The organism is Serratia sp. LSHTC3 (assembly GCF_057197125.1).
Map to the genome: position 1 here is coordinate 531,440 of NZ_JBXUNP010000001.1, position 25,612 is coordinate 557,051.

Annotated in this window: 22 protein-coding genes; 9 read left to right on the plus strand and 13 right to left on the minus strand. The window is 60.9% G+C overall.

The genetic code is table 11. The annotated features are described in order from the left end of the window. From AC2CGI_RS02565 to AC2CGI_RS02585, 5 genes are all read right to left on the minus strand, one after another. On the minus strand, positions 1-1,809 hold the full coding sequence (locus tag AC2CGI_RS02565; RefSeq protein WP_076740598.1) for an extracellular solute-binding protein: 1,809 nt from the start codon (positions 1,807-1,809) through the stop codon (positions 1-3). Between the two features lie 89 nt (positions 1,810-1,898). Next, the gene (locus AC2CGI_RS02570) at positions 1,899-3,485 is read right to left on the minus strand and encodes a cyclic di-GMP phosphodiesterase (RefSeq protein WP_015378532.1); all 1,587 of its coding nucleotides are present in this window, start codon (positions 3,483-3,485) and stop codon (positions 1,899-1,901) included. 412 nt (positions 3,486-3,897) lie between these two features. Continuing rightward, on the minus strand, positions 3,898-4,473 hold the full coding sequence (mepS, locus tag AC2CGI_RS02575; protein WP_025303553.1) for a bifunctional murein DD-endopeptidase/murein LD-carboxypeptidase: 576 nt from the start codon (positions 4,471-4,473) through the stop codon (positions 3,898-3,900). A 410-nt stretch (positions 4,474-4,883) separates the two neighbouring features. After that, on the minus strand, positions 4,884-5,594 hold the full coding sequence (locus AC2CGI_RS02580; RefSeq protein WP_004935741.1) for a phosphatase PAP2 family protein: 711 nt from the start codon (positions 5,592-5,594) through the stop codon (positions 4,884-4,886). Positions 5,595-5,671: 77 nt separating this feature from the next. Further along, a complete protein-coding gene (locus AC2CGI_RS02585; RefSeq protein WP_004935738.1) occupies positions 5,672-6,646 on the minus strand; it encodes a CobW family GTP-binding protein in 975 nt (324 codons plus the stop codon). A 318-nt stretch (positions 6,647-6,964) separates the two neighbouring features. Between AC2CGI_RS02585 and AC2CGI_RS02590 the strand changes: the two genes are divergently transcribed. Beyond that, positions 6,965-7,273: a type 1 fimbrial protein gene (locus AC2CGI_RS02590; RefSeq protein ID WP_004935734.1), complete on the plus strand. Its 309-nt coding sequence runs from the start codon at positions 6,965-6,967 to the stop codon at positions 7,271-7,273. A 62-nt stretch (positions 7,274-7,335) separates the two neighbouring features. Here AC2CGI_RS02590 and AC2CGI_RS02595 read toward each other — a convergent pair whose 3' ends face one another. Beyond that, positions 7,336-8,808: a mannitol dehydrogenase family protein gene (locus AC2CGI_RS02595; RefSeq protein WP_076740599.1), complete on the minus strand. Its 1,473-nt coding sequence runs from the start codon at positions 8,806-8,808 to the stop codon at positions 7,336-7,338. Positions 8,809-9,100: 292 nt separating this feature from the next. Between AC2CGI_RS02595 and uxuA the strand changes: the two genes are divergently transcribed. Beyond that, positions 9,101-10,291, plus strand: a complete 1,191-nt coding sequence (uxuA, locus tag AC2CGI_RS02600) for a mannonate dehydratase (protein ID WP_004935728.1) — start codon at positions 9,101-9,103, stop codon at positions 10,289-10,291. A gap of 42 nt (positions 10,292-10,333) precedes the next feature. On the opposite strand, the gene yeiP is transcribed toward uxuA, so the two are convergent. Beyond that, positions 10,334-10,906, minus strand: a complete 573-nt coding sequence (yeiP, locus tag AC2CGI_RS02605; protein WP_004935725.1) for an elongation factor P-like protein YeiP — start codon at positions 10,904-10,906, stop codon at positions 10,334-10,336. A 126-nt stretch (positions 10,907-11,032) separates the two neighbouring features. Next, positions 11,033-12,277, minus strand: a complete 1,245-nt coding sequence (gene mtr, locus AC2CGI_RS02610) for a tryptophan permease (protein WP_015378528.1) — start codon at positions 12,275-12,277, stop codon at positions 11,033-11,035. 265 nt (positions 12,278-12,542) lie between these two features. Between mtr and AC2CGI_RS02615 the strand changes: the two genes are divergently transcribed. Then, positions 12,543-12,797 (plus strand): YkgJ family cysteine cluster protein, encoded by a 255-nt coding sequence (locus AC2CGI_RS02615; protein ID WP_015378527.1) that lies wholly within the window; start codon positions 12,543-12,545, stop codon positions 12,795-12,797. A gap of 236 nt (positions 12,798-13,033) precedes the next feature. Here the strand turns inward: AC2CGI_RS02615 and torA are convergent, their stop codons facing one another. The 3 genes from torA to AC2CGI_RS02630 all read right to left on the minus strand — a co-directional run bounded on the left by torA (position 13,034) and on the right by AC2CGI_RS02630 (position 17,337). Further along, positions 13,034-15,508: a trimethylamine-N-oxide reductase TorA gene (gene torA / locus AC2CGI_RS02620; protein ID WP_076740600.1), complete on the minus strand. Its 2,475-nt coding sequence runs from the start codon at positions 15,506-15,508 to the stop codon at positions 13,034-13,036. A 12-nt stretch (positions 15,509-15,520) separates the two neighbouring features. Continuing rightward, positions 15,521-16,681, minus strand: a complete 1,161-nt coding sequence (locus AC2CGI_RS02625; protein WP_031300724.1) for a NapC/NirT family cytochrome c — start codon at positions 16,679-16,681, stop codon at positions 15,521-15,523. 233 nt (positions 16,682-16,914) lie between these two features. Further along, positions 16,915-17,337 carry a nucleotide triphosphate diphosphatase NUDT15 gene (locus AC2CGI_RS02630; RefSeq protein ID WP_004935707.1) on the minus strand — a complete coding sequence of 141 codons (423 nt, stop codon included), beginning with the start codon at positions 17,335-17,337 and terminating at the stop codon, positions 16,915-16,917. Between the two features lie 247 nt (positions 17,338-17,584). Between AC2CGI_RS02630 and fruB the strand changes: the two genes are divergently transcribed. The 4 genes from fruB (at position 17,585) to AC2CGI_RS02650 (ending at position 22,107) form a co-directional block, all read left to right on the plus strand. Then, complete coding sequence (gene fruB, locus AC2CGI_RS02635) at positions 17,585-18,718, plus strand: fused PTS fructose transporter subunit IIA/HPr protein (protein ID WP_075685466.1); 1,134 nt, start codon at positions 17,585-17,587, stop codon at positions 18,716-18,718. Continuing rightward, positions 18,715-19,656, plus strand: coding sequence for a 1-phosphofructokinase (fruK, locus tag AC2CGI_RS02640; protein WP_015378523.1), 942 nt, complete (start codon positions 18,715-18,717; stop codon positions 19,654-19,656). The genes fruB and fruK overlap by 4 nt, the downstream gene beginning before the upstream one ends. Before the next feature lie 11 nt (positions 19,657-19,667). Beyond that, positions 19,668-21,353, plus strand: coding sequence for a PTS fructose transporter subunit IIBC (fruA, locus tag AC2CGI_RS02645; protein WP_076740601.1), 1,686 nt, complete (start codon positions 19,668-19,670; stop codon positions 21,351-21,353). 160 nt (positions 21,354-21,513) lie between these two features. After that, positions 21,514-22,107: a DJ-1/PfpI family protein gene (locus AC2CGI_RS02650; RefSeq protein ID WP_015378521.1), complete on the plus strand. Its 594-nt coding sequence runs from the start codon at positions 21,514-21,516 to the stop codon at positions 22,105-22,107. Positions 22,108-22,126: 19 nt separating this feature from the next. On the opposite strand, the gene nfo is transcribed toward AC2CGI_RS02650, so the two are convergent. Then, positions 22,127-22,966 carry a deoxyribonuclease IV gene (gene nfo / locus AC2CGI_RS02655; protein WP_033632566.1) on the minus strand — a complete coding sequence of 280 codons (840 nt, stop codon included), beginning with the start codon at positions 22,964-22,966 and terminating at the stop codon, positions 22,127-22,129. An 89-nt stretch (positions 22,967-23,055) separates the two neighbouring features. Further along, positions 23,056-24,129, minus strand: coding sequence for a YeiH family putative sulfate export transporter (locus AC2CGI_RS02660; protein ID WP_015378520.1), 1,074 nt, complete (start codon positions 24,127-24,129; stop codon positions 23,056-23,058). A gap of 192 nt (positions 24,130-24,321) precedes the next feature. On the opposite strand from AC2CGI_RS02660, the gene AC2CGI_RS02665 reads away from it, so the two are divergent. Together AC2CGI_RS02665 and yieE are read left to right on the plus strand one after the other, a co-directional pair. After that, positions 24,322-24,519: a hypothetical protein gene (locus AC2CGI_RS02665; RefSeq protein ID WP_015378519.1), complete on the plus strand. Its 198-nt coding sequence runs from the start codon at positions 24,322-24,324 to the stop codon at positions 24,517-24,519. A 98-nt stretch (positions 24,520-24,617) separates the two neighbouring features. Further along, positions 24,618-25,484 carry a DNA-binding transcriptional regulator YeiE gene (yieE, locus tag AC2CGI_RS02670; protein ID WP_021505917.1) on the plus strand — a complete coding sequence of 289 codons (867 nt, stop codon included), beginning with the start codon at positions 24,618-24,620 and terminating at the stop codon, positions 25,482-25,484. Positions 25,485-25,612 lie beyond the last annotated feature (128 nt).

Here is a 25,612-nt window from a genome sequence, read left to right on the forward strand (position 1 = left end):
TTATTGCCGCTGAGCCGGTAAGCGCGCCGCCTTGTTGACGTCGTACCACCAGTTGTCGAAGCCGATCGCATAGGCCGGGCGGACCGACGGCGTGGAGAACTTGTCCCAATAGGCGTAGCGATCGTGGCTGGAGTACCACATCGGCAGCATGTAGTTGTTCCAGGTCAGCACCCGGTCCAGCGCGCGGCCGAGCGGCAACAGGGCGTTTTCGTCGCCCTGATGGGCGGCGATTTGCCTGACCAGGCTGTCGACCGCCGGATCTTTGACGCCGGGGGTGTTATAGCTGGAATCGATGTACTGCGAATCCCACAGAATTTGCAGATCGGCGCTGGGGAACGGCATCGCCATATACACCGTCGACATCATGTCGAAATCGCGCTCGCGCATGCGGCGGGTGTACTGCGAGGCGTCAATCTCGCGGATTTGCATCTCGATGCCCAACCGCTGCAGGTTGTGGCGGAACGGCAGCACGTACTGGAAGTTGCTGCCGCTCAGCAGCATCAGTTCAAAGGTGAACGGCTGGCCGGTTTTGGCGTTGACCAGCTTTTGATTTTTGACCACCCAACCGGCTTCTTTCAGCAGTTGGGTCGCCTTCAGCAGGTTTTGTCGATCGTTGCCGCTACCGTCGGAGGAGGGCGGTTGGTAGATACTGGTAAATACCTCCGGCGGTATCTGGCCCTTGAGCGGTGCCAGCAAGGCCAGTTCAGCGGCGTCCGGGTAGCTGCGGGCGGCGTAGGCGGTGTTTTGGAAATAGCTGTCGGCGCGCTGATAGGCGTTGTAATACAGCGCCTTGTTCATCCAGTTAAAATCGAAAGCCAGGCCGATCGCTTCCCGTACCCGACGATCGGCGAACAGCGGTTTTTGCAGATTGAACGCCAGCCAGCGGGTATTCTGCGCCGCCTGGTTGGTCTCGTCCTGCTTGATGATGTAGTTGCGCGCGAAGTTGCCGCCCTGATATTGGGTGGCCCAGCTCTTGGGCGACGGCTCGATGCGGAAATCGTAGGCGCCGGCCTTGAAGGCTTCCAGCGATACCTTATCGTCCAGATAATAATCGTAGCGAATGCTGTCGAAGTTGTAGCGGCCGCGGTTTACCGGCAGATTGGCGGCCCAGTAGTCGCGCACCCGCTGATAGGTGATGTACTGGCCGAGGCGATAATCGCCGATTTTATACGGGCCGCTGGCGAGCGGCGGGGTGCTGAGCGGTTCGTTGAGCTTATGGTTTTTCCAGAAGCTTTCCGGCAATACGCGCAGGCTGAGCAGGCTGAGGATTTGCTCACGGTTCGCCTTAGGCAGCTCGATGCGCACCGTCAACCGGGAAATGGCCTTGACCGTGACGCCTTTGTAATAGGAGCGAAACTGCGGCACGCCTTCGGTCATGAATTTATTGAAGGTAAAGGCCACGTCGGCGGCGGTGATCGGGCTGCCGTCCTGGAAGCGCGCGCGGGCGTTGATATCCAATTCCATCCAGCGCATGTCGGCCGGGAAACGGGCCGATTCGGCAATCAGCGGGTAATAGCTGCCGGGTTCGTCGTCGGAGTTGGTGAACAGCGTATCGTACAGCTCCATCGTGCGCTCGCCGGGCACGCCGCGGGTAGCGAAGCGGTTGAAGTTGTCGTAGGTGCCGATGGCCGCCAGTCGCACGTCGCCGCCCTTGGGCGCCGCCGGATTGACGTAGTCAAAATGGCTGAAGTCGGTGGCGTATTTCGGTTCACCGAGAAGGGCGAAAGCGTAGCTTTCGTTGAGGGCTTCGGCCCGCAGACCGAAGCTCAGTGCCGAGAGCACCAGAGCAGCGAAAATGCGCACGGACATCAGACAGTAAGCTCCTGCTGTGGAATAAAGTACAACCTGCGCCCAGCATAACATTCTTCGGACGGGCGCAGGGTAAAGATGCTTAAAGATTAACTATTTTTTTCCTGATAATCAAAGACCTGATTAGCATTGCAGTAAGCGACGAAATCATCGATGCTCAGCGGCTTGCTGAAGTAGTACCCCTGCATGAAGTTGACGCCGTGTTCTTGCAGAAACTGCATCTGCTCGGCGGTTTCCACGCCTTCGGCCACCGTCAGCATTTTCAGCTTTTTCGCCAGCGAGATCACCGCATCCAGCACCGGCGCGGTGACCGTATCCTGGCCGATGGTGTTGACGAAGCCACGGTCAATCTTCAGATAATCCATGGTGAAGCGCTCAAGATAAATAAGCGCGCTGTGCCCGGTGCCAAAATCATCCACCGCGATCTCGATGCCCTGTTTGTGCAGCCAGTCAAACTCCGTCAGCGCGCTCTCTTCTTCCACCATGCCGCGTTCGGTGATTTCAAACACCAGCGTAAAGTAATCGCCCGGCAGCTGCGTCAACAGTTCATACACGTCCTGGTGAAACGACGGTGCGCTAAGGTGGGCGGGGGAAATGTTGAGGCCGACTTTACCTCCCCGTGGCAGCGCTTTGGCGAGCTGTGGCGCATCTTCGGCGATCAGCCTGAACAGGTGGCGGGTAAGCGGCACGATCAGCCCGTTGCTTTCGGCGTAGGGGATAAAGACATCGGGCGGGATGCGGCCCTCGATCGGATGCTGCCAGCGGATCAGCGCTTCCAGCCCGCCTATGCTGTTGCTATCGGTATGGAACACCGGCTGGTATTCGATAAAGAACTCGTTGCGCTTGATGCCGCGCAGCAGCGCGCGTTCCGGGCTTTGCCGCAGCAGCAGCATGTAGTAGCAGAGTACGCCGGTCATCAATGACAGCACCAGGCTGCCCAGCAGCGTCAGGCGAATGTCGTTGGGGGTCAGTTTCTCGTTGTAGAACAGGATGGTCAGCGGCAGATTGGGCAGCGTCAGGGTATCCGCCTTGCCCTTCGGTAGCTGATTGACCGGCATCAGGTTCGGGCTGAAAGTGGTCAGCGCGCGGTTGCCCATCACGATGGCGATGCCCGGCGCCTGTTCGTCGTGCGAGGTGAACAGCAGGTAGGGCATCAGATCGATGTCCAGCGTAGCGAGGATGCCAGTGGCCTTTTCGCCGGGATGTCGCAGCCAAACCGCAACCGCCGGTTTATTTGGCACCATCGGCGTACCCTGCTGCAGCTTGAGATCCAAAGGCAGATCCCAGTCGATATCCTGATAGATATTTTTCATCGGCAACATCATGTCGCCCGTGGCGGAGGAGCAATAGGCGTAGCCGTCCTTCACCAACAGGAAGGTGCGCACGCCGCTGGTAAAGGCCGCCTGGTAGGTGATATCCGACTGGCTGGAGAGGCAAGGCTTGTCCAGCAGCGGCATCATTTGCCGCATCACCGCCGTCAGATGCGAGATATAACCCAGCGTGAACTTTTGCGTGCGCGCTTCGACCTTATGTTGATATTGCGTGCGCTGGTGGTTGATCAAAGAAAGCGTGACCGCGGTGAATAGCGTAAAAAATACCAGGGCGGCGACACCGCTTTTAGCCAGGCTGCGTTGTCGGTGAGACACGCTGCGGGCGAAAGCTCTTTTCAAGCCCATAACCGAGTCCTCTGCAACCGGGCGTCAGGCATGTCGCGCAGCCAGTTAATGGATTGTGCCAACGGCTTTTTTTTCATTTTTGCCTTTTTATCCCGTACCAACCGGCGGCGCCATTTAAATATGCGGCGTCGCCGACAGAAATATCATGCGCATAATATCAGCGGAAACGTTTTAAATAACGCCGGGGCGCCGTTGCCGTCATCTGACGATAATAGGCGAGTTTTTCCTCGACGGGGCGATTTCCCGCCAACAGTTTATCAAAATAATGGCGTGCGGCGGCGTTAAGCAGGGAAAAGTGACGATAAGGCAGGGATCAATTTTGATGATACCTGTTCGACAACCAAAAAAAACGCCGCCCGTGGGCGGCGCTTATCGCTCGTTTGGTATTCAGGATCTTCAGGGCGTTGCGCCGTTAACCGTTGGTCAGCACCCGGCGCGCTTCTCGATAACGTTTATTCCAATAGTTATCGGTCAGCTTGGAAATCATGACCCCACTGCTGGTGGAGGCGTGAACGAACTGATCGTTGCCTAAATAGATGCCGACATGGCGCCCGGTAGAACCGGCGCGGAACAGCACCAAATCGCCGGCGCGCAGCTTGGTGCGCTGAATTTTCTTGCCGAGATCTTCCTGTTCATAGGTCGAACGCGGTAAATCCATGCCGAACTGTTCGCGGAAGGTGCGCTGTACAAACGCCGAGCAATCGATGCCGCGCTTGGTGTCACCGCCTAAGCGGTAGCGAACGCCTTTCCAATCCGCATACTGATCCATAATCTTTGACTTGACGTCAACGTTGCGGACCATCGCTTCGAATTCATCCTGAGAGGCTTGCAGTAAAAGACCGTCTTTGTCATTAACTGCACGCATCTCAGTTTGTGCGTTATTCAAGTTCGAAGTGTGAGTCGAGCTGCACGCTGACAGCATAACCGCAGCGGCAATTGCAGGGACTACCCGCAAAAAATATCTCAGAAACGGTTGAGATTTGACCATTGTTGTTGTTTTCCCTTGAAGTCCTTAACGACGAAAGTCGCTACCTGAAAAATGCCAAACGAAACGAGCCTAGTCCGCACCTGTTGCATCGACAACCAGTTACCGTTGAAAACGTGCGAGAACGCACATTTTTATCGGATTTCATACTGATTCGACTTAAACCAGGCACAAACGCATCTGAGATTACCGGAACCAATAGGGGATTGCGAGCCTTTTTCCCGTCTTTTTTATATGAATTTGTGATGTAACATAATGTAAATCTTCATATAAAAAACGCCAATTGTCCGATGTATGAATCTGGCGTGAAATCAGGTTGCAAAAGCGTTAACGAACGGTGGGGAAATTTTTGCGCGCGGCGAGGGGAAGAGGGCGGGAGGCGTAAGCCTCCCGGCATGAGTCATAGACACAAATTATGGTTGGCCGGGGCGGTGCTTACCGGGCAACAGGCGATTCAACCGATCGACGATCCAGTCGCTGCAAGGCGTCATCAGCACCCAGCTGGCGCCAACCAGCACCACGGACAATGAGCCGACGGCGATATCGGTAAACCAGTGGGCACCAATCATCACGCGCGGCAATGAGAAGACCAACGTAATCAGCAGGGCGACGGCGAAGGCGCCGCGGCCGAAATAGCGCAGCATAAAGCAGGAAAAAATAATCAGCATCATGCCGTGGTCGCCGGGGAAGCTGTCGCCGGAAGCGTCCTTGGTGGGGATGCCGGTCAGCTCGCTGACGCGATGGATATTGTCAAAGGTCAGGGTGGGGCTTGGATGTTTCACCGGCAGCAGGTGGCCAAGCTGGTTCAGCACCACGGCGGTCAGCAGCATCACCACGCCGGTGATCACCAGACGGCGGCGGCCGGCGGCGTCCTGCTTCAGATAAAAGTACAGATACAGCAGCCCCATGGCGAGCAGCGAAATCACATCGAACGCGCGGTTGTTGGTGATGGCGACCAGGTGTAAAAACGCCGGGTCGGTGGCCAGATGGCGGTTAAAGAAGAAGAAAATCGCCGAATCCAGGGTAAACCAGCCGCCGTGATTGGCCGGCAGGAACCAGGACAGAAACAGCGCAACGCCCAGTAAGTTGAAGAAGAGAATGAGGGGTAAATTGCGGCGTGTCATGACATAACCTGTTGGAAAAATGAAAACGAAATAAAACCCGGCAGCCCTGCGGCAACCGGGGGGCAACGGTACGGGGTCTAACTTAAACGAATCTTAAACAAGGCGGATTGCAGGGCGTTCCAGTCGGCATTTTCGCTGTGGATAAGCTCAATTCGGCTGTCGAGCGGCGCGACCGGGCGGGTTTCGATGTTGAGATCCTGCCCCTGACGATTGATCAGCAATGTGCCTTCGGGGATGCGCACCACGCCTTTGGCGCGTTCGACCGGCGCGAGTCGCACCCATTCCATGAAGCCGACGGTGTCGAACCGGGTATCGCCGTCAAAAATCCAGCCGCAGCTGGTGAAGCCTTGCCCTTCATTCAACGCTCGCCGCCAGCGGGCGTGCTCCGGCAGCCGCAGCGCCGCCAGCCCCTGCTTTTTCGCCTGACCATGATGATGCTGCGCGTCCGGCAATTCTGTACGATTTGTGCGAGGAAGTGACAACAGCGCGACATCCGCTTCGCCTTGCGCGATGGCGTAGCAGGGCCGCTGCAGCGGGTCTTGCGCCTTCCAGGCCTCCAGCGCCAGCCTGTCTTCCGGCCGGTAGGTATCGCTTTTGCTGGCCAAAATAATGTCGGCCGCGGCCAGCTGATCGCGGAAGTTTTCGTTGTCGCGGTAGCGCGGCTGGCTGAGCTGGCGGGCATCCAGCAGGCACAGGGTGGCCTGCAGATCGATCCAGCCGGCATAGCTCTCCTGGGTCAGCAGCGACAGGATTTGTTTCGGATGCCCGAGCCCGGTCGGCTCGATCAGCAGCCGATCCGGTTTGGCCTGCTGCAACAGCATATTCAAGCCCACCTGCATCGGCAGGCCGTTGACGCAGCACATGCAGCCACCGGGGATCTCTTTGAGCACCGCGCCGCTGTCTGCCAGCAGCGCGCCGTCGATGCCGATCTCGCCGAATTCATTGACCAATACCGCCCAGCGTTCATGTTCGGGCTTATGAGCCAGCAAATGGCGGATAGTGGTGGTTTTGCCGCTGCCGAGGAAACCGGTAATCAAATTGGTTTTGGTCATTAATAATTCCTGGCGCAAAAATTAACCTGCTTAATAAATGAGTTACGCAGCCGTGTCGGTGAAACGGCCGCGATTTAATTTGTGCTCTATCTCGCAAATTTTGCACGTCACCATGCGCTTTTCAACCGACAAAATCCACCGTTTATAACAAGAAAATTCTTAGATAAAACCCTGTGTTAGATGCGGTTAACTTTTGTTAGTAGCTTGTTTTTACATTGTTAATGACGAGATTAACGATCAAATCTCGTCCCTTTCCTTGCGATTATTCCTAACAAGATCCTCTATGGTTAAATTGGCTTAACTAAAAATGAGGTTGCCATGAATACCTTTCGGTTATTTTTGATCGTAGGAATGTTGTTTTCATGGACGGCAGTGAGTCAGGCAGGAGTGGCCGGCGGGGTAATTCGCTTCGTCGGTTCTATCGTTGAAAGTCCTTGCACGGTCAAGATTGCAGATTCTAAGGCGAATACGCAATGTTACCGCAACGGCCAGCATTATCAGGCCCAGCAAGCGTTGTCAGGTTTTGATACTACACGCAAAGAACTTCCGCTAAATCTAGGCACAACCGAAATGAAGTGGGTAGACCAACAGAAGAAACTCGCTGTTATGACGGTCGTTTATCGTTAAGTCGTTCCGCCATGCCGGCGTAACGTTACGCCGGCATGGTTATTCTCGGCCCTGCAGGCTCCTCACCGCATTACCCACTCCTTCACCGTTTCACGCGCGCCGCGATCGCGCAGCGATAAATAGGCTTGCGTCACCGCTTCGCTAAACGCCGCATGCGCCGCCAGCGTTTCGCCGAATACCGATTTCAACGCCAACAGCGCCGCTACGCGCCGTCGATCGTCCTGCGTTGCGGCGATCGTCTGCTGCAGCAGGTCTGCCAGCGGATCGCGAATGTCGATCGGCTCACCGGCGTCATCGACGCCGCCGACGTAACGCATCCAGCCCGCCACGCCCAGCGCCAGCCCGCTATAGTCGCCGCCGTGCCGCAGATGCCAGCGCACGGCATCCAGCAGCCGCTGCGGCAGCTTCTGCGTGCCGTCCATGGCGATCTGCCAGGTGAGGTGTTGCAGCGCCGGATTGCTGAAGCGCGCGATAAGCTGTGCGGCATAATCGGGCAGGCTGATGCCGGTGACGCTCAGCGTTGGCGCCTGTTCGTCCAGCATCAACCGCAGGGCGGCGCGGCGGTAGTGCTCATCCGCCATGCACTCGTTGATATAGCGGTAGCCGCCCAGGTAGCCTAAGTAAGCCAGGAACGAGTGGCTGCCGTTCAGCATGCGCAGCTTCATGTGTTCAAACGGCAGCACATCGCTGACCAACTGGGCGCCGGCCAACTCCCACGCCGGGCGTCCGGCGGTGAAGTTGTCTTCCACGACCCATTGAATGAAGGGCTCGCAGGCGATGGCGCATTCGTCGCGCACGCCGCCCAGCGCGGCGGCGATCTCATCCAGCGTGGCCGGCGTGGCGGCCGGCACGATGCGATCCACCATGGTGCAGGGGAAGGTGGCGGCGGTGGCGATCCAGTCGGCGAGCGACGGATCCCGCGCCTGCGCCAGATCGAGCACCGCCCGGCGCAACACGTGGCCGTTCTCCGGAATATTGTCGCAGGAGAGCAGGGAGAAGGCGGACAGGCCGCGTTCGCGCCGCAGCCGCAGCGCTTCCACCAAAATGCCGGGCGCGGTCTGCGGCTGATGCGGCCACGCCAGATCGGCGACGATCCCCGAATGCTGTCGGTCCAGCCGTCCGCTGCCGGGCTCGATACAGTAGCCTTTTTCGGTGATGGTCATCGAGACGATCGCCACCTGCGGTTCGGCCAGCTTCTCCAGCACCGCGGCGATGCCCTCCAGCTTGCGGTGCAGGCTCTCATGCACCGCGCCGATCACGATGGCCTGATGGCCGTCCGCGCCTTTCTCCAGCACGCTGTACAGATGATCCTGTTGCCGCAGCGCTTCAAACAGCGGCACGCCGCCGGAAAGACTGATCTCGCAAATGCCCCAGTCGCCGCCGTGGGCGTTCAGCACCCGATCGGTCAGCAGCGCCTGATGCGCGCGGTGGAACGCGCCGAAACCCAGGTGCACGATGCGGCTGCGCAGGGCCCGGCGATCATAATTCGGTTGCCGGACGGTGCCCGGCAGCGGGGTGTTGGCGATCGTATTCATCTCATCTCCAAAGCGAGTAGACAGCTGGCGGGCCACTTGCGCCAAGTTAGCGGACCAGTTTGCCGACGCATGGACAGCGGGGCGCCGGCGATAAAAAACTGCCACCAGTCTAAAGTTGTCGGCAGGTTAAGGGAATTGGTCAGGCCAAAATAAGCCAGAATCGTGAAGCGGATCAACCAATGAACGGTTCAATTTTGACAGCGCGCGGCGAAAGAGTAAGTTAAAGATAGCTGACATCTAAATTAAACTGGTATAACAACATCGCGATGCGAGACAGGCATAAGGACACAACATGGAACAAACATGGCGTTGGTATGGCCCGAACGATCCGGTCTCTTTGGATGACGTGCGTCAGGCCGGGGCGACCGGGGTGGTCACGGCGCTGCACCATATTGCGAACGGCGAAGTTTGGCCGATCGACGAGATCCGCGCGCGGCAGGCGCTGCTGGCGGAAAAGGGGCTGGTGTGGTCGGTGGTGGAGAGCGTGCCGGTACATGAGGAGATCAAAACCCACAGCGGCGACTGGCGGCGGTACATCGCCAATTACCAGCAGTCACTGCGCAATCTGGCGGCCTGCGGCATCGACACCGTTTGCTACAACTTCATGCCGATCCTCGACTGGACGCGCACCGATCTGGCCTATCCGCTGCCGGACGGTTCCAAAGCGCTGCGTTTCGATCAGGTAGCCTTCGCCGCGTTCGAGCTGCACATCCTGCAGCGCGCCGGCGCCGAGGCGGACTATACGGCGCAAGAGCGCAGTCAGGCGGCGGCCTATTTCGCCGCCATGAGCGAGGAGGAGAAAGCCACGCTGACCGGCAACATCATCGCCGGGCTGCCGGGTGCGGAAGAAGGCTACACGCTGGAGCAGTTCCGTCGCCGCCTGGCGGAATACGACGGCATCGACAAGGCGCAACTGCGCGAAAACATGGCGGTCTTTCTGCGCGCCATCGTGCCGGTGGCGGAAGAGGCCGGCATCCGGCTGGCGGTGCATCCCGACGATCCGCCGCGGCCGATCCTCGGCCTGCCGCGCATCGTCTCCACGATCGAAGACATGCAGTGGCTGAAGCAGACCGTCGACAGCATTCATAACGGCTTCACCATGTGCACCGGTTCCTACGGCGTGCGCGCCGACAACGATCTGGTGCGGATGATTGAAACCTTCGGCGATCGCATTCACTTTACCCACTTACGCGCCACCTGCCGCGAGGAGAACCCGAAAAGCTTCCACGAGGGGGCGCATCTGCAGGGCGATGTTGACATGGTGGCGGTGATCGAAGCGATCCTGACCGAAGAACTGCGTCGGCAGCGGGCGGGCGATCGGCGGCCGATCCCGATGCGCCCCGATCATGGGCATCAGATGCTGGACGATTTGAAAAAGAAAACCAATCCGGGCTATTCGGCCATCGGGCGGTTGAAAGGGCTGGCGGAGCTGCGCGGCGTCGAGCTGGCGCTCAAGCGGCGCTTTTTCCCGGAATTGCCGTAGCGGAAAATGAAACGGGGCCGAGTATCGGCCCCGTAGGCGCGACTAGTCTGCGCGGCTCATGTAGCGGCGTTCGGCGATATGAATGCGAATTTTGTCGCCGGCGCTGAGGTATTCCGGCACGTGGATCACCAGGCCGGTCGCCATGGTGGCCGGTTTGTTGCGGGCGCTGGCGGAAGCGCCTTTGATGCCCGGCGCGGTCTCGACGATTTCCATATCCACGGTCTGCGGCAGCTCCAGCGCCAGCACCTGACCATCCAGCGTCAGCACCTGCATACCCGGCAGGCCGCCTTCCGGAATGAACAGCAGCTCGTCTTCGATCTGGTCTTTCTTGAAAATGTACGGGGTGTAGTCTTCGTCATCCATGAACACGTATTCTTCGCCGTCGATATAGGAGAAGTTCACCTTGCGGCGCGACAGGGAAATGGTGTCCAGGATATCGTCGCCCTTGAAGCGTTCTTCCACTTTCAGGCCGGTGCGCACGTCGGAGAAGCGCATTTTGTACAGGGTGCTGGCGCCGCGGGCGCTCGGGCTCTGCACGTCGATATCTTTTACCAGCAGCAGCTTGCCGTTGTAGCTGATCGCCATGCCGCGTTTAATTTCGTTAGCTCTTGCCATTTCAATTCATCCGCAATGAAGAGTATTAGAGAAGTTGCGACAAGGTACTCGCGCCGCCGATTTCAGGCAATAGCCCGGCGCAAAAACAGTGCGGGAAAGGGAGGGCGGCAGCCCTCCCGTCGGGGATTACTGGAAGACCGGCAGCAGGCCGAACAGCGACAGAATATGCGCGGCGGCGTTGATCAGTCCGAACAGGATGACGAACAGGATCACGCCGTTGCCGCCCGGTGCACGGTAACCGGCCTGCGGATAACGGCGGCGGCTGGCGCGCGCCATCAGCGCCGGCACGATCACCGCCCAGACGGTGGCCGCCAGCCCGGCGAAGCCGATGGCGTACAGGAAACCGTTCGGGAACAGCAGCGCGGCCAGGGTCGGCGGCACGAAGGTCACCAGCGCGGTCTTGCTGCGCCCGACGGCGTCGTCCTTGAACTTGCAGAAGTCCGCCAGATAATCGAACAGGCCCAGCGACACGCCGAGGAACGAGCTGGCCAGCGCCATATAGGAGAAGGCGTTCAGCAGTTGGCTGACGGTCTGGCTGCTGGAGACGTTGCCCATTTGCTTGAGCAGGCTGCCGATATTGCCGCCCTCGGCGATCACCTGCTTGAAGGCGTCGCGCGCGATATTGCCCTGAATCACATACTGCCACAGGATGTAGATAGCCAATGCCAACAGGGTGCCGTACACCAGGCTGCGCACCACGGAGCCGCTGTCCTTGTGGTAGTACTTCACCAGCCCGGGAATGTTGCCGTGGTAGCCGAACGAGGTCAGCAGGTAAGGCAGCGCCGCCAGGGCGTAAGGCAGATAGCTGGCCTGGTCATCGCCGGTATTGAACAGCACCGCGGGCTGCACGTGGGTGAACATGTCGCCCACCGACATCACGAAGGTGATCACCATACCGCCGATCAGAATGGTGCTCAGGCGATCGACCGCGCGGGTGGAGAGCCAGACGATAAACGCCACCGCCAGCGCAAACACCAGGCCGGCGGTAGTCTGGCCGACGCCGACGATGCCCTCCAGCGTGTGCGCGATGATCGAGCCGCCGGCGGAGATATAGGCGTAGGTCAGGATGTACAGCACGAACGCCACCGACAGGCCGTTCACGGCGTTCCAGCCTTTGCCCAGCAGATCCTTGACCATGGTGTTGAAGCTGGCGCCGCTCGGGTAGTGCAGCGTGGCTTCGAGGATCATCAGGCCGGACAGCAGCATGCAGGCCCAGGTATACACCAGCAGCGCGACGGAGCCGCTGAACCAGACACCGGAAGTGACGATCGGAATGGAAAACATGCCGGCGCCAACGGCGGTTCCGGCAATGATCATCGCGCCGCCGAGGACGGAAGGGCGGGCCAGCTTCTGGATGGTGTCCGTAGACATGTGTGCTCCTGAGGGAAGAAGTTCTTTTGTACTAGCTCAATAGTACATGGGCGCATGGCGCATGTAAAGCGAAGGAATTGCACGTTTCACGCGTTTTTTTCTTTAAATCAAGGTTTGCTGGGCGTTTATTCGCCATCGGGTGCAGCCGGCCGGCGCAGAGCGATGAGTGTAAAGATCGCGGGGACGCAGGGATTCTGCTGGCGGTGGCCGCGTGCGGCTGCTATTGTCGCGCTTCTTTCCCCCCAGCCCACCAGGAGTAGCGCTGATGGACTGTCGCAGCGACTGCGGCGCCTGCTGTATCGCGCCGTCAATATCCAGCCCGATCCCCGGCATGCCGAACGGCAAGCCCGCCAATACCCGCTGCATTCATCTGGATGAACGGCTGCGCTGCGGCCTGTTTCATTCGCCGCTGCGGCCGAAGGTGTGCGGCAGCCTGCAGCCGAGCCGCGACATGTGCCACGATCACCGCGATCAGGCGCTGATTTACCTCGCCAGACTGGAGGCGGACACCGCGCCTTAAGCGTCTTTCAACCGCCACAGACACAGCGTCGCGCCTGCCGCCATCGCAGCCGACCCGAACGGTGTGGGGGAACGGCGTAGTGGCTGTCTCTCCAGGTGCCGTTCATGGCGGTCGCAGAGAAATACCGGATATTTAAGGCTATTCCTTTTGCACGGCGCGTACAGAGACTGGATAAAAAATGCCGGTCAGGCTTAACTGACCGGCATTACGCGTTGCGCCCTCTGTTTACCGTGGGATCAGGCGCCTTGCGGCACTGCGTGCGCGGTATTTTTCAATACCGGCCCCTGATACTTCTCGATCTGCAGCTGCGCCATCTGCCCGCAGTTGCCCTGCGCCAGGCTGGAAGAGCCGATGTCGAAGGTCAGACAGTTGACGTTGCCGTTCTTGCACAGCGAGCCGGGCTGCGCCGGATCGGCCGGATCGAACCAGGCGCCTTCGCTGATGCGCACCACGCCGGGCCGCACGTCTTCGCTGACCACCGCGCCCACCAGGATCTGACCGCGATCGTTAAACGCCCGCACCAGATCGCCGCCGCTGATGCCGCGCGGCTGCGCGTCCTGCGGGTGGATCAGGATCGCTTCACGATCCGCTACCGCGTATTTCTCGCGCAGCGGCGTGTTATCGAGCTGGGAGTGCAGCCGGTTGGTCGGGTGCGCGGTATTGAGCGACAGCGGATATTTGGCCGCTTCCGGCCCGCGATACCACTCGTGCGGCGGCATCCAGGTCGGAATGCCGGGGCAATCCTCGTAATGCATTTTGGCGATGGCGTCGGAGTAGATCTCGATCTTGCCCGACGGCGTGCCCAGCGGGTTCAGCAGCGGGTTGTCGCGATAGTCGGCGAAGCGCACCCACTGCTTATTGGCCTCCGGCACCGGGAAGCGCACGTAGTTGTTGGATTGCCAGAACATGTCGAACGGCGGCAGCGCCACCCGCGCGGCGCGCGCCTGGTTTTTCATGTCGTCGTACATGCCTTTCAGCCACTGGGTTTCATCCTTGCCCTCGGTAAAGGCCTCCTGCACGCCCAGCCTGGCCGCCATCGCCGAGAAGATGTCGAAGTCGCTACGCGACTCGTGCTGCGGCGGCACGCATTGATGCATCGGGAACACGTAGAGCTGCGAATAGTCGCCGCCCATTTCCAGATCGTTGCGCTCGTAGCTGGTGGTGGCCGGCAGCACGATATCGGCATGCTTGGCGGTGGCGGTCCAGTAAGGCTCGTTGACCACGATGGTGTCCGGCCGCTGCCAGGCTTTGACCAGGTTATTGGTGTCCTGATGCTGGTGGAAGGTATTGCCGCCCGCCACATACACCATTTTCACCTCAGGGTAAGTGACCTTGGCACCGTTGAAGTCGATGGTTTTGCCCGGGTTGCTCAGGCATTCGGCGATGCGCGCCACCGGGATCGGCGCCGGCGAGTTCTTCGGCGCGTTGCCGGCGGAGATGCCGGCGATGATGCCGCCCTTGGCGGTCGGGCTGCCGCCGGAGGAATAGTGATAGCTGAGGCCGAAGCCGCCGCCCGGCAGGCCGATCTGGCCGAGCATCGCCGCCACCGTCACCAGCAGCCAGTGCTGCTGCTCGCCGTGGTGCTGGCGCTGAATGCCCCAGCCGCCCATGATCATGGTGCGATGCTTCGCCATCTCGCGCGCCAGACTGCGCAGCGTGTCGGCATCGACGCCGCTGATGTCGGCCGCCCATTCGGCGGTTTTCGCCACGCCGTCGCTCTCGCCCAGCAGGTAGGCCTGGAACTTGTCGAAGCCGACGGTGTAGGTTTTCAGGAAGTCCGGGTTATGCAGCTTCTCGGTCAGCAACGTGTGGGCGATGCCGATCAGCATCGCGCCGTCGGTATAAGGGCGCGGGGCGATCCACTGAGCATTGACGAACTTGGCGCTGTCGTTGTGCACCGGATCGATGCTGATCACCCGGGTGCCTTTCTTCTTCAGCGCCTCGAAGCCGGTCTGGCCGACGTGATCCGGCACGTTCCAGCTGTTTTTCAGCGTGACCATCGGGTTGCAGCCCCACAGGATCACCAGCTCGCTGTTCTCGATCACGTTCGGCCAGGCGGTCTGCTGTTCGTAGACCTCCATCGAGCCGACCACGTGCGACATGATCACCTGCGCTGCGCCGGTGGAGTAGTCGCCGGCGTAGCCGAGGAAGCCGCCGGTCAGGTTCATCAGACGCTGCAGCAGCGTGCGGCTGTTGTGCAGCATGCCGACGCTTTTCCAGCCATAAGAACCGGCGTAGATCGACTGCGGCCCGTGATCTTTCTGCAGGCGAACGATCTCATTGCACACCAGCTCGGTCGCTTTGTCCCAACTGACGCGCACCCACTCGTCGCGGCCGCGCAGTTCGGTGCGGCTGCCGGGGCCGCCTTCCAGCCAGCTTTTGCGCACCATCGGATATTTGATGCGGTTCTCGGCGTGCACCTGATAAGGCGCCATGGTGATCAGCTCATTGGGATACGGATCGTCCTGCACCGGCTGCACGCCGACCATCTTGCCGTCCTGCACGATGGCCTCAAACGCGCCCCAGTGGGCGCCGGTCAGAATGCCTTTTTGCGCCTGACGCAAGACGATGAACTGCGGCAGCGCTTCGCTGATGGCCTGCGCCAGCGCCGCTTTGGGCCATAAGCCCGCCAGCAGCGGGGCGGCGGCCAGCGCGGCGGCGCCGGTCAGGAAGCGGCGGCGGCTCATGGTTAACGGTTGTTGGTTGCTCATTGCGCTTCTCCCTTAAAGCTTGGCCGGTGCGGCAGGTGGCATGTCGCTGGCGTGTTTTTGTACGTATTGCGTCAGCACGCGCAGCTGTTCCTGCGTCAGCGAGGTGCGTGGCGCCATGCCTTTGATGACGCCGATCCATTGGTTGGCGTTGAAGCGATCGAGCGCGGTCAGCCCGTGGCAGCCGGTGCAGTTGGCCGACATCATGTCCGCGGCGTAGCGCCAGATTTTTTGCTGATCGTCGATCAGCTGCTTGCGCGGCAGCCACACCTGCAGAGAGACCTGATGCCAGACCAGGCCGGTTTCCGCATCGGTCTGAGTCGACGCGGTCTTCAGCTGTTGGCGCGCATCCTCACCCAGCAGCACGCTGAGGATGCGCTTGCCCTGCGCGGCGTAGAACACTTCGCTGACGCCGTCCTGCTGCCAGCCGCTCACGGTGGCCAGCACCTTGTCGCCATCCTGCTTGACCACCTGCACTTCGGTGGACGGCATCAGGTTGCCGGCGTTATGACTGTCGTCTGCGCCGAGGAAGAACGGTTCGGTGGCGATGGTGTAAAGGGTGGTGGCGTCCGGTGCGGTCAGCGCCGCGGCCTTCGCCAGCTCGGCGGCGCCGGCCTGGGTTTCGCCGCTCATGTCCGGCAGGATATGCGCCACGCCCTTGTGGCAATCGATGCAGGTTTCGCCCTGTTTGATCGCCACCGGGTGCTGCAGGCGCGCCTCAGGGCGCTGGGCAGTGATGTCCATGGCGTCGTAGCTGTGGCAGGAGCGGCAGGTGGCCGAGTCGTTCTCTTTCAGCGTCTTCCAGACCGACTGTGCCATCGCCAGCTTGTGCGCTTCGTATTTCTCCGGCGTATCGATGGTGCCGACCATCTCGCCGTAGATGTCTTTTACCGCGCGGATCTTGGTCCACAGGTAGTCGATCGGCTGGTGCGGCACGTGGCAGTCGGCGCACTCGGCGCGGATGCCCTTGGTGTTCTGGAAGTGGACGCTGCCCTGATATTCGGCCAGCGGCTGTTGCATGGTGTGGCAGGAAACGCAGAAGGCGGTATCGCTGGTTTTATGGAAGACGGTGGCGGTCCCGGCCAACAGCGCTGCGCCGAGGATAATCCCCAGCAGCAAAAGCCATAGCCATCCCCACCGACGCTTTTTTTCAAAGCCAGTCAGTTTTTTGCTCATGGTAAACCCGCTTATAATTATGAATTTAAAATAAAATCTTGCCAAAAGGCCGCCGACCGGAGGTCAGAATGCCACGTCGATTGCAGGGGTAATGATAGAAGAGGGTTAACCCCATAGGGTTATCCGTAGTCAAAAAAATGGCGTATATCGCAAAAAATAGCGTTATATTCCAATTTATATAGCGATAGGGCGCTGCGGCAGGGGAAGCGAGCGCAGCACGCGCTCGCGATGGGTCAGGCCGTGGGCAAATAGGCCAGGCCGCTCAGCCACAGGCGGATGGCGGTGCGGCTGGCTTCGAAATGGGGTTCCGGCAGGGCTTCAGGCGCGCACCAGCGCCACTCGGCGCATTTCTCGGGCTCTCTCAGCTCGGCGTTGCCGCCGGGGTGATCCACCTGCAGGCAGATTGACACCGTGTGTTTGCCTTCGGCGCGCCAGGTTTGCAGATTGTTGCTGACGCCAACAAAGCGCGGCGGGTCGATGAGCAACCCGGTCTCTTCGGCGATTTCGCGCTGGGCGCACTGCTCGAAGGTTTCACCGGCATCCAGATGCCCGCCGGGGATCGACCAAAAGGGCGCGTGGGAACCGCAGCGTTTGCCCAACAAAATCTCGCCTTGCGGGTTGACGATGATCACCCCGACGCCCGTCACTACGTTCATGCTTTTCTCCGTCAGCAAGCTTTCAGCACAGTATGTCATTTTGCCCCGGCGCTGGCCAATACGCCGGAAAAAGTGTGCGTAAGCTCAAAAATCTGCAATGGCGAAAGGGAGAAAGCTTGCTTTCGCCTTGTGCTGCTCACACACTCCTTGAAACGTTTCAGCGTTGTCCGGCCGCTTATGACGAACGGATAACGCTCCTTTTTCTCAATGAAGCTGAAACGATTCAATTCAGCAGGAGAGGAGAATCATGTTCCAGTTGTCACCGCAAGACATTCATCTGGGCGCCGTTGCCGACGGTAAGCAAGAGGCCATCCACCTGGTGGCCGCCGCCCTGACCGAAGCCGGCTGCGTCAGCGCCGGTTACGTGGACGGCATGCTGCAGCGCGAACTGCAGACGTCCACCTATCTGGGCAACGGCATCGCCATTCCGCACGGCACCACCGATACCCGCGATCTGGTGTTGAAAACCGGCGTGCAGGTGTTCCAGTTCCCGCAGGGCATTGCGTGGGGCGAAGGCCAGACCGCCTATGTGGCGATCGGCATCGCCGCCCGCTCCGACGAGCATTTGGCGCTGCTGCGCCAGCTCACCCACGTCCTGAGCGATGACAGCGTGGCGGAGCGGCTGGCACAAACCACCTCTGCGGAAGAGCTGCGCAGCCTGCTGATGGGCGAGCAGCAGAGCGCCGAATTCCAGTTCGACGTCTCGCTGATTGCGCTCGACGTCGCCGCCGACAGCCTGATGACGCTGCAGGCGCTGAACGCCGGCCGGCTGCAAAAGGCCGGCGCGGTCAACGCGCAGTTCGTCAGCGATGTCATCACCCGCAAGCCGCTGAACCTGGGGCAGGGCATCTGGCTGAGCGACAGCGTCGAAGGCAACCTGGCCAGCGCGGCCACCGTCAGCCGCCCGGCGCAGGCTTTCGTGGAAGACGGCGAGCCGGTGGCGCTGCTGCTGACGGTGTCGGTCGCCGACACGCAGCCGCTGGCGGTGCTCAACTACCTCAGCGATCTGCTGCTGGCCAATAAAGCTGAACGTTTGCTGAAGGCGGATGCCGCCGGCGTGCTGGCGCTGCTGACCAGCGAAGTGGCTGAGGAGAGCAGCGTGCTGAGCGCCGAGTTCGTGATCCGCAACGAGCACGGTCTGCACGCGCGGCCGGGCACGGCGCTGGTCAACGTGATCAAAAGTTTCAACAGTGACATCACCGTCACCAACCTGGACGGCAGCGGCAAGCCGGCCAACGGGCGCAGCCTGATGAAGGTGGTGGCGCTGGGCGTGAAGAAAGGGCATCACCTGCGCTTTACCGCCAATGGAGAAGATGCTGAAGCCGCGCTGAAGGCGATTGGCGAAGCGATTAATGAAGGACTGGGCGAGGGCGCAGCATGAGCAGAAGAGTAGCAACGATCACCCTGAACCCGGCGTACGATCTGGTGGGTTTCTGCCCGCAGATCGAACGCGGGGAAGTCAACCGGGTAAAAACCGCCGGCCTGCACGCCGCCGGTAAGGGCATCAACGTCGCCAAGGTGTTGAAGGATTTAGGCATCGACGTCACCGTCGGCGGCTTCCTGGGCAAAGACAATCAGGACGGTTTCCAGCTGCTGTTCAGCGATCTGGGGATCGCCAACCGCTTTCAGGTGGTGCCAGGCCGTACCCGCATCAACGTCAAGCTGACGGAAAAAGACGGCGAAGTCACCGACTTCAACTTCTCCGGTTTCGAAGTGACGCCGCAGGACTGGGATCGCTTCGTCAGCGACTCGCTGAGCTGGCTGGGCCAGTTCGACATGGTGGCGGTGAGCGGCAGTCTGCCGGCCGGTGTCGATCCCGACGCCTTTACCGACTGGATGACCCAGCTGCGCGCCAAGTGCCCGTGCATCATTTTCGACAGCAGCCGCGAAGCGCTGGTCGCCGGGTTGAAGGCCTCGCCGTGGCTGGTGAAGCCGAACCGCCGCGAGCTGGAAATCTGGGCCGGTCGCCCGCTGCCGACGCTGGCGGACGTGGTTGAGGCCGCGCATGCGCTGCGCGAGCAGGGCATCGCCCACGTGGTGATCTCCCTCGGTGCGGAAGGCGCGCTGTGGGTTAACGCCTCCGGCGCCTGGATCGCCAAACCGCCGTCCTGTGAGGTGGTCAGCACCGTGGGCGCCGGCGATTCGATGGTCGGCGGCCTGATTTACGGCCTGCTGATGCGCGAATCCAGCGAACACACTCTGCGTCTGGCCACGGCGGTAGCGGCGCTGGCGGTCAGCCAAAGCAACGTCGGCGTGACCGATCGTCCCCAGTTGGCCGCGATGATGGCGCGCGTCGATCTGAAACCTTTCAATCAATAGCAGGAGGCAGAATGAAAACGCTGCTGATGGTAGACAGTTCGCTGGGGCAGGCCCGTGGCCACCTGGCGAAACGCATGCTGGAGGCCGCCGCGGCCAAAACTGGCCTGACGCTGGTCGAGTCACTGCAGGACGCCGAACTGGTGGCGGTGGCGGGGCAGGCTGCTCCTGCTGACGCCGGGCTGAACGGCAAATTGGTGTATGTGGGCGATGTCGAACAGGCGGTGCGGGAACCGGACGCTTTTCTGGCGCGTGCCAAGGCCGAAGCTGAAACCTATCAGGCGCCGCAGGCGGCGGCACAGGTGAAAGCCAATGGGCAAAAACGCATCGTGGCGATCACCGCTTGCCCTACCGGCGTGGCGCACACCTTTATGGCGGCCGAAGCCATTGAAAGTGAAGCCAAGAAACGCGGCTGGTGGGTGAAGGTGGAAACGCGCGGTTCCGTCGGCGCCGGCAACGCCATCACCCCGGAAGAAGTGGCGGCGGCGGATCTGGTGATCGTCGCGGCGGACATCGAAGTGGATCTTGACAAGTTTGCCGGTAAGCCGATGTATCGTACTTCCACCGGTCTGGCGCTGAAGAAAACCGCCCAGGAACTGGACAAGGCGCAGGCCGAAGCCGAAGTGTTCCAGCCGCAGCAGCGCGGTGGCGCGGCGCCGGCGGCGAAAAAGAAAGAGGGCAACGGCCCGTATCGTCACCTGCTGACCGGCGTGTCCTACATGCTGCCGATGGTGGTGGCCGGCGGCCTGTGTATCGCGCTGTCTTTCGTGTTCGGCATCAAGGCGTTTGAAGTCAAAGGCACGTTGGCGGCGGCGCTGATGCAGATCGGCGGCGGCTCCGCCTTTGCGCTGATGGTGCCGGTGTTGGCCGGTTTCATCGCCTTCTCCATCGCGGATCGTCCGGGCCTGACGCCGGGCCTGATCGGCGGCATGCTGGCAGTGAGCACCGGCGCCGGGTTCCTCGGCGGCATCATCGCCGGCTTCCTGGCGGGTTATGTCGCCAAGGCGATCAGCAGCAAGCTGCGCCTGCCGCAAAGTATGGAAGCGCTGAAGCCCATCTTGATCATTCCGCTGGTCGCCAGCCTGATCACCGGCCTCATCATGATTTACGTGGTCGGCACGCCGGTGGCGAAGATCATGGAAGGTCTGACCCATTGGCTGCAATCGCTGGGTACCGCCAACGCCGTACTGCTGGGGGCAATCCTCGGCGGCATGATGTGTACCGACATGGGCGGCCCGGTGAACAAAGCGGCCTACGCGTTCGGCGTGGCGCTGCTCAGCTCCTCGGTGTATGCGCCGATGGCAGCCATCATGGCCGCCGGCATGGTGCCGCCGCTGGCGATGGGTCTGGCGACGCTGCTGGCGCGCCGCAAGTTCCCGAAATCCGAACAGGAAGGCGGCAAGGCGGCGTTGGTGCTGGGGCTGTGCTTCATCACCGAAGGGGCGATTCCGTTCGCCGCCCGCGACCCGATGCGCGTGCTGCCGTGCTGCATCGCCGGCGGGGCGCTGACCGGCGCGCTGTCGATGGCCTTCGGCGCCAAGCTGATGGCGCCGCACGGCGGGCTGTTCGTGCTGCTGATCCCGGGCGCGATTTCGCCGGTGTTGCTGTACCTGGTGGCGATCGCCGCCGGTACGCTGCTGGCTGGCGTAGCGTATGCCCTGCTGAAACGTGCTGAAGTACCGGCTACCGCCGCGGCGTAAGCCTCGCGATACCGCAAAACGCGCAGCCCCGGGCTGCGCGTTTTTGTTTGTGCCTTAGGCAGTTAGCACGATTTACCCCTGGTCAGAAACCACAACGCTTTCTAAGCTGATAGCGCGACTTTGTTCCTGCGAACAAGCAATGACTCAAGGAGATTCATCCGTGGCTAAAAAAGTGGCGATCGTACTGACACCCGGTTTCGCCGATTGGGAATACGCGCTGATTGCCGGCGTTGGCGGCCCGTTTTATGGGCTGGAGGTGGCGTTTTTTGCGCCGCAGGCCGGAACGCTTCGCTCACAGGGCGGGTTGACGGTCGAGGTTGAAAAAAGCGTGGCCGAACTGGCGGATTGGCGCCCCGAGGTGCTGGTGGTGGTCGGCGGCACCCTGTGGGAAACCGAACGGGCGCCGGATATCCGCGCGTTGCTCAACGAGCAGTCTCAACGCGGCGCGACTCTGGCGGGCATTTGCGGCGGGACGTTGGCGTTGGCGCGGGCCGGCCTGTTGAACGGCAGGGCGCATACCTCCAACGATGCCGAGTTCTTGACGCGCAATGTTGAGGGCTACAGCGGGCAGCGCCATTACGTTGCGAGCGCCGCCGCCGTCGTGGATGACCGTGTCATTACGGCACCGGGCTCGGCGCCGGTCAGCTTTACCACCGCGGTGTTTAGGGCGGCGGGCCTGGAGGCAGAGACGCTGCGTCAGTTCGGCGCCATGCTGGCGGCAGAGCACACGGTGGGGGAAACCGCTCGCGCATAGGCGAGCGGCCAAGGGAGGGTTACTGCTGCGCCTTCAGCCAGGCGATCTCTTCCGCCCAGATATCCGGGTTTACCGTTTCCAGAATCAGCGGGATATTGTCGAAACGCGGATCGCGCATGATGTAGCTGAACACCGTTTTGCCGATGTTGCCTTCCCCCAGGCTGTGGTGGCGGTCGACGCGGCTGTTGAACTCGCTCTTGGCGTCGTTCAGGTGCATGCCGCGCAGGTAGTTGAAACCGACGATGTCACCGAGCTGTTTGAAGGTGTGTTCGCAGGTCTCTTCGGTGCGCAGATCGTAACCGGCGGCGAAAGCGTGGCAGGTGTCGATGCAGACGCCGACGCGGCTTTTGTCTTCCACGCCGTCGATGATCGCCGCCAGGTGTTCGAATTTGAAGCCCAGATTGCTGCCCTGGCCGGCGGTGTTTTCGATCACGGCCGTCACACCGGCGGTTTTGTCCAGCGCGATGTTGATCGATTCGGCGATGCGCGCCAGGCATTTATCTTCATCGATTTGCAGCAGGTGGCTGCCGGGGTGGAAGTTCAACAGCGTCAGCCCCAGCTGCTCGCAGCGCTGCAGCTCGTCGATAAACGCTTCGCGCGATTTTTCCAACGCCTCGGCCACCGGATGCCCGAGGTTGATCAGGTAACTGTCGTGCGGCAGGATCTGCCCCGGCCCGAAGCCGTACTGGGCGCAGGCGCTCTTGAACTTATCGATCACGTCCGCGGCCAGCGGCGCGGCCTTCCATTGACGCTGATTTTTGGTGAACAGGGCGAACGCGGTCGCCTCCAATTCGTGCGCGCGGATAACCGCTTGATCCACGCCGCCTGACGCGCTGACATGTGCACCGACAAACTTCATCTTCATTCTCCTGTGTTATCGGTGACATTATGGCATTGATGGCGGGCGGAATAAATGCGGCCCGCCGAAGCGGGCCGCAGAAGGGGAGTTTAGAACCAGTGTTGCACCAGTTGGTTTATCGCGCCGCCGCCGACCAGCAGCCAGACGAACAGCAGCGTGGCCAGCAGAATCGGTTTCACCCCGGCCTGGCGCACGGCGCTGATGTGGGTGGTCAACCCCAGCGCCGCCATCGCCATCGCCAGCATCCAGGTGTCGGCGGTGATCAGATGGCGCACCAGCGTGGCCGGCAGCAGGTTGAAGGAGTTCAGCCCGGCGACGGCGATAAACAGCACGGCGAACCACGGAATGGTGATGGCGGATTTTTCCGCCTTGCCTGCGCTGCCGCGGCTGATGTAGCCCGACAGCAGCAGCAGGAACGGTGCCAGCATCATCACGCGGATCATCTTGGCGATCACCGCCGCGTTTTCGGCGTCAGGGCCGATGGCGTGCCCGGCGGCGACCACCTGAGCCACTTCGTGAATGGTGGAGCCGGCGTAGATGCCGAAGGTTTCCTGGCTGAACGGCAGCCACTGGAAGTGTTCATTCAACTGATACAGCCACGGGTAGGCGAAGATCGCCAGGGTGCCGAACACCACCACGGTCGAGACCGCTACCGCCACTTTGCTGGAGTCGGCCTTCAGCACCGGCTCGGTGGCCATCACTGCCGCCGCGCCGCAAATGCTGCTGCCGGCGCCGATCAGTATCGCGGTTTGGCTGTCGATGCCGAACACTTTCTTGCCGAGCCAGCAGGCCAGCAGGAAGGTGGTGATCAGAGTCAGCGCGTCGATGATGATGCCGCTGGCGCCGACGTCGGCGATCTGCTGAAAGGTCAGCCGGAAGCCGTAAAGGATAATGCCCAGACGCAGCAGACGCTGTTTGGCCAGCTGTACGCCGCTGTGACAAACGGTTTGCCAGTGGGGGTACAGCGTGTTGCCCACCAGAATACCGAGCAGGATCGCCAGCGTCAGCGCCCCCAGCCCCAGCTCCGCCACCCAGGGAATATCGCCGGCCCAGACGGCCAGCGCGGTGAGCGCGCCGGTCAGTGCCAGCCCCGGCACCAGCCGCGGCAGGCCAAACAGCGAAAAGCGTCGCTCGGGATAAGTGTGAGTGGTATCAGTCGCCATAAAAGTCAGTCCTTCAGTCTGTTTCTTGCTGCTAAGAGTACGTTTGGGCTGAATAAAAGAGAAATTGATTATATATTTATAACCTATCTGAATAAGTGGTATGGGATCAGGCATTGGCATAACGCCGCATTGCGGCTAGGGTGAGGAAGTGCGGCGAGCCGCCGTCAACTTTCCAACTAACAGGAGCAGGCGATGGATACCGACGATCAACGCAGAGAGCAGGTAGATCAGGAAGTGGGGCGCGCGGTGCGGCGGTTGATTGAAGAAAACAAGACGATCGACCGCGAGCATCTCGCGGCGATGCTGCAATTGATACTGCGGGACGAAGCCGGCACGCCGCGAGAGCCGGTGCTGGCCGCGGCGGCGCAGCTGGTCGCCTTGGGCAAATAGCGCGCCGATCTGGCCGCAAACGGGGTAGCCTGGCCGGGCTGCCCACATCACCATGTTGGGGTTCTCTGGCAGAACCTTCTTTCAATACCGGGACGGCTATGCATATCACGTTGCGTCAACTGGAAGTTTTCACCGAAGTGCTGAAAAGCGGTTCGACCACTCAGGCCTCGGTGGTGCTGGCGCTGTCGCAGTCGGCGGTCAGCGCGGCGCTGGCGGATCTGGAGGGGCAGTTGGGCGTGCAGCTGTTCGATCGCGTCGGCAAACGGCTGGTGATCAACGAACACGGCCGCTTGCTGTACCCCAAGGCGCTGGCGCTGCTGGAGCAGGCGGGGGAGATCGAGCAGCTGTTTCGCCATGATGGCGGGGCGCTGCGCATCGCCGCCAGCAGCACCATCGGCAACTATATGCTGCCGGAGATGATCGCCCGTTACCGCCGGGACTTTCCGGCCACGCCGCTGGAGCTGAACGTCGGCAACAGCCAGGATGTGATCGTGGCGGTAGCGGATTTTCGCGTCGATCTGGGGCTGATCGAAGGGCCTTGCCATATGCCGGAGCTGGTCACGCAGCCGTGGCTGGAGGACGAGCTGGTGGTGTTCGCTGCGCCGGATAACCCGCTGACCCGTCAACCGCCGACGCTGGAGGCGCTGGCGAATGCGCCTTGGATCCTGCGTGAGCGCGGTTCTGGCACCCGCGAGGTGCTGGATCATCTGCTGTTGGCACACCTGCCGCACTTTCAGCTGGTGATGGAGCTCGGCAACTCGGAGGCGATCAAGCATGCGGTGCGGCACGGTATCGGCATCAGCTGCCTGTCCCGGCGGGTGGTGGCGGAGCAGCTGGCCAGCGGCGCGCTGGTGGAACTGCCGGTGCCGTTGCCGCCGCTGCGCCGCACCCTGTACCTGATCCGCCATCGGCAAAAGCACGTCTCCAACGCGTTGCAACGTTTTCTCAGCTATTGCGTGCTGTAATCGACAGCGCGTCACGTCTTCTATCGCCGCGCAGGCCAAAGAAAGCATAAAAACCTGCGCGCGCTCACATTAATGAGAGTAAGTAAGGCCATAAGGGGCGCGGCTAATAATTGCCTCTGAATTATGAA

Bases quoted from the DNA above. Each gene is read 5' to 3' on its own strand.
- AC2CGI_RS02565 (WP_076740598.1), bottom strand. From the start codon at position 1,809: ATGTCCGTGCGCATTTTCGCTGCTCTGGTGCTCTCGGCACTGAGCTTC.
- AC2CGI_RS02570 (WP_015378532.1), bottom strand. From the start codon at position 3,485: ATGGGCTTGAAAAGAGCTTTCGCCCGCAGCGTGTCTCACCGACAACGC.
- mepS (WP_025303553.1), bottom strand. From the start codon at position 4,473: ATGGTCAAATCTCAACCGTTTCTGAGATATTTTTTGCGGGTAGTCCCT.
- AC2CGI_RS02580 (WP_004935741.1), bottom strand. From the start codon at position 5,594: ATGACACGCCGCAATTTACCCCTCATTCTCTTCTTCAACTTACTGGGC.
- AC2CGI_RS02585 (WP_004935738.1), bottom strand. From the start codon at position 6,646: ATGACCAAAACCAATTTGATTACCGGTTTCCTCGGCAGCGGCAAAACC.
- AC2CGI_RS02590 (WP_004935734.1), top strand. From the start codon at position 6,965: ATGAATACCTTTCGGTTATTTTTGATCGTAGGAATGTTGTTTTCATGG.
- AC2CGI_RS02595 (WP_076740599.1), bottom strand. From the start codon at position 8,808: ATGAATACGATCGCCAACACCCCGCTGCCGGGCACCGTCCGGCAACCG.
- uxuA (WP_004935728.1), top strand. From the start codon at position 9,101: ATGGAACAAACATGGCGTTGGTATGGCCCGAACGATCCGGTCTCTTTG.
- yeiP (WP_004935725.1), bottom strand. From the start codon at position 10,906: ATGGCAAGAGCTAACGAAATTAAACGCGGCATGGCGATCAGCTACAAC.
- mtr (WP_015378528.1), bottom strand. From the start codon at position 12,277: ATGTCTACGGACACCATCCAGAAGCTGGCCCGCCCTTCCGTCCTCGGC.
- AC2CGI_RS02615 (WP_015378527.1), top strand. From the start codon at position 12,543: ATGGACTGTCGCAGCGACTGCGGCGCCTGCTGTATCGCGCCGTCAATA.
- torA (WP_076740600.1), bottom strand. From the start codon at position 15,508: ATGAGCAACCAACAACCGTTAACCATGAGCCGCCGCCGCTTCCTGACC.
- AC2CGI_RS02625 (WP_031300724.1), bottom strand. From the start codon at position 16,681: ATGAGCAAAAAACTGACTGGCTTTGAAAAAAAGCGTCGGTGGGGATGG.
- AC2CGI_RS02630 (WP_004935707.1), bottom strand. From the start codon at position 17,337: ATGAACGTAGTGACGGGCGTCGGGGTGATCATCGTCAACCCGCAAGGC.
- fruB (WP_075685466.1), top strand. From the start codon at position 17,585: ATGTTCCAGTTGTCACCGCAAGACATTCATCTGGGCGCCGTTGCCGAC.
- fruK (WP_015378523.1), top strand. From the start codon at position 18,715: ATGAGCAGAAGAGTAGCAACGATCACCCTGAACCCGGCGTACGATCTG.
- fruA (WP_076740601.1), top strand. From the start codon at position 19,668: ATGAAAACGCTGCTGATGGTAGACAGTTCGCTGGGGCAGGCCCGTGGC.
- nfo (WP_033632566.1), bottom strand. From the start codon at position 22,966: ATGAAGTTTGTCGGTGCACATGTCAGCGCGTCAGGCGGCGTGGATCAA.
- AC2CGI_RS02660 (WP_015378520.1), bottom strand. From the start codon at position 24,129: ATGGCGACTGATACCACTCACACTTATCCCGAGCGACGCTTTTCGCTG.
- AC2CGI_RS02665 (WP_015378519.1), top strand. From the start codon at position 24,322: ATGGATACCGACGATCAACGCAGAGAGCAGGTAGATCAGGAAGTGGGG.
- yieE (WP_021505917.1), top strand. From the start codon at position 24,618: ATGCATATCACGTTGCGTCAACTGGAAGTTTTCACCGAAGTGCTGAAA.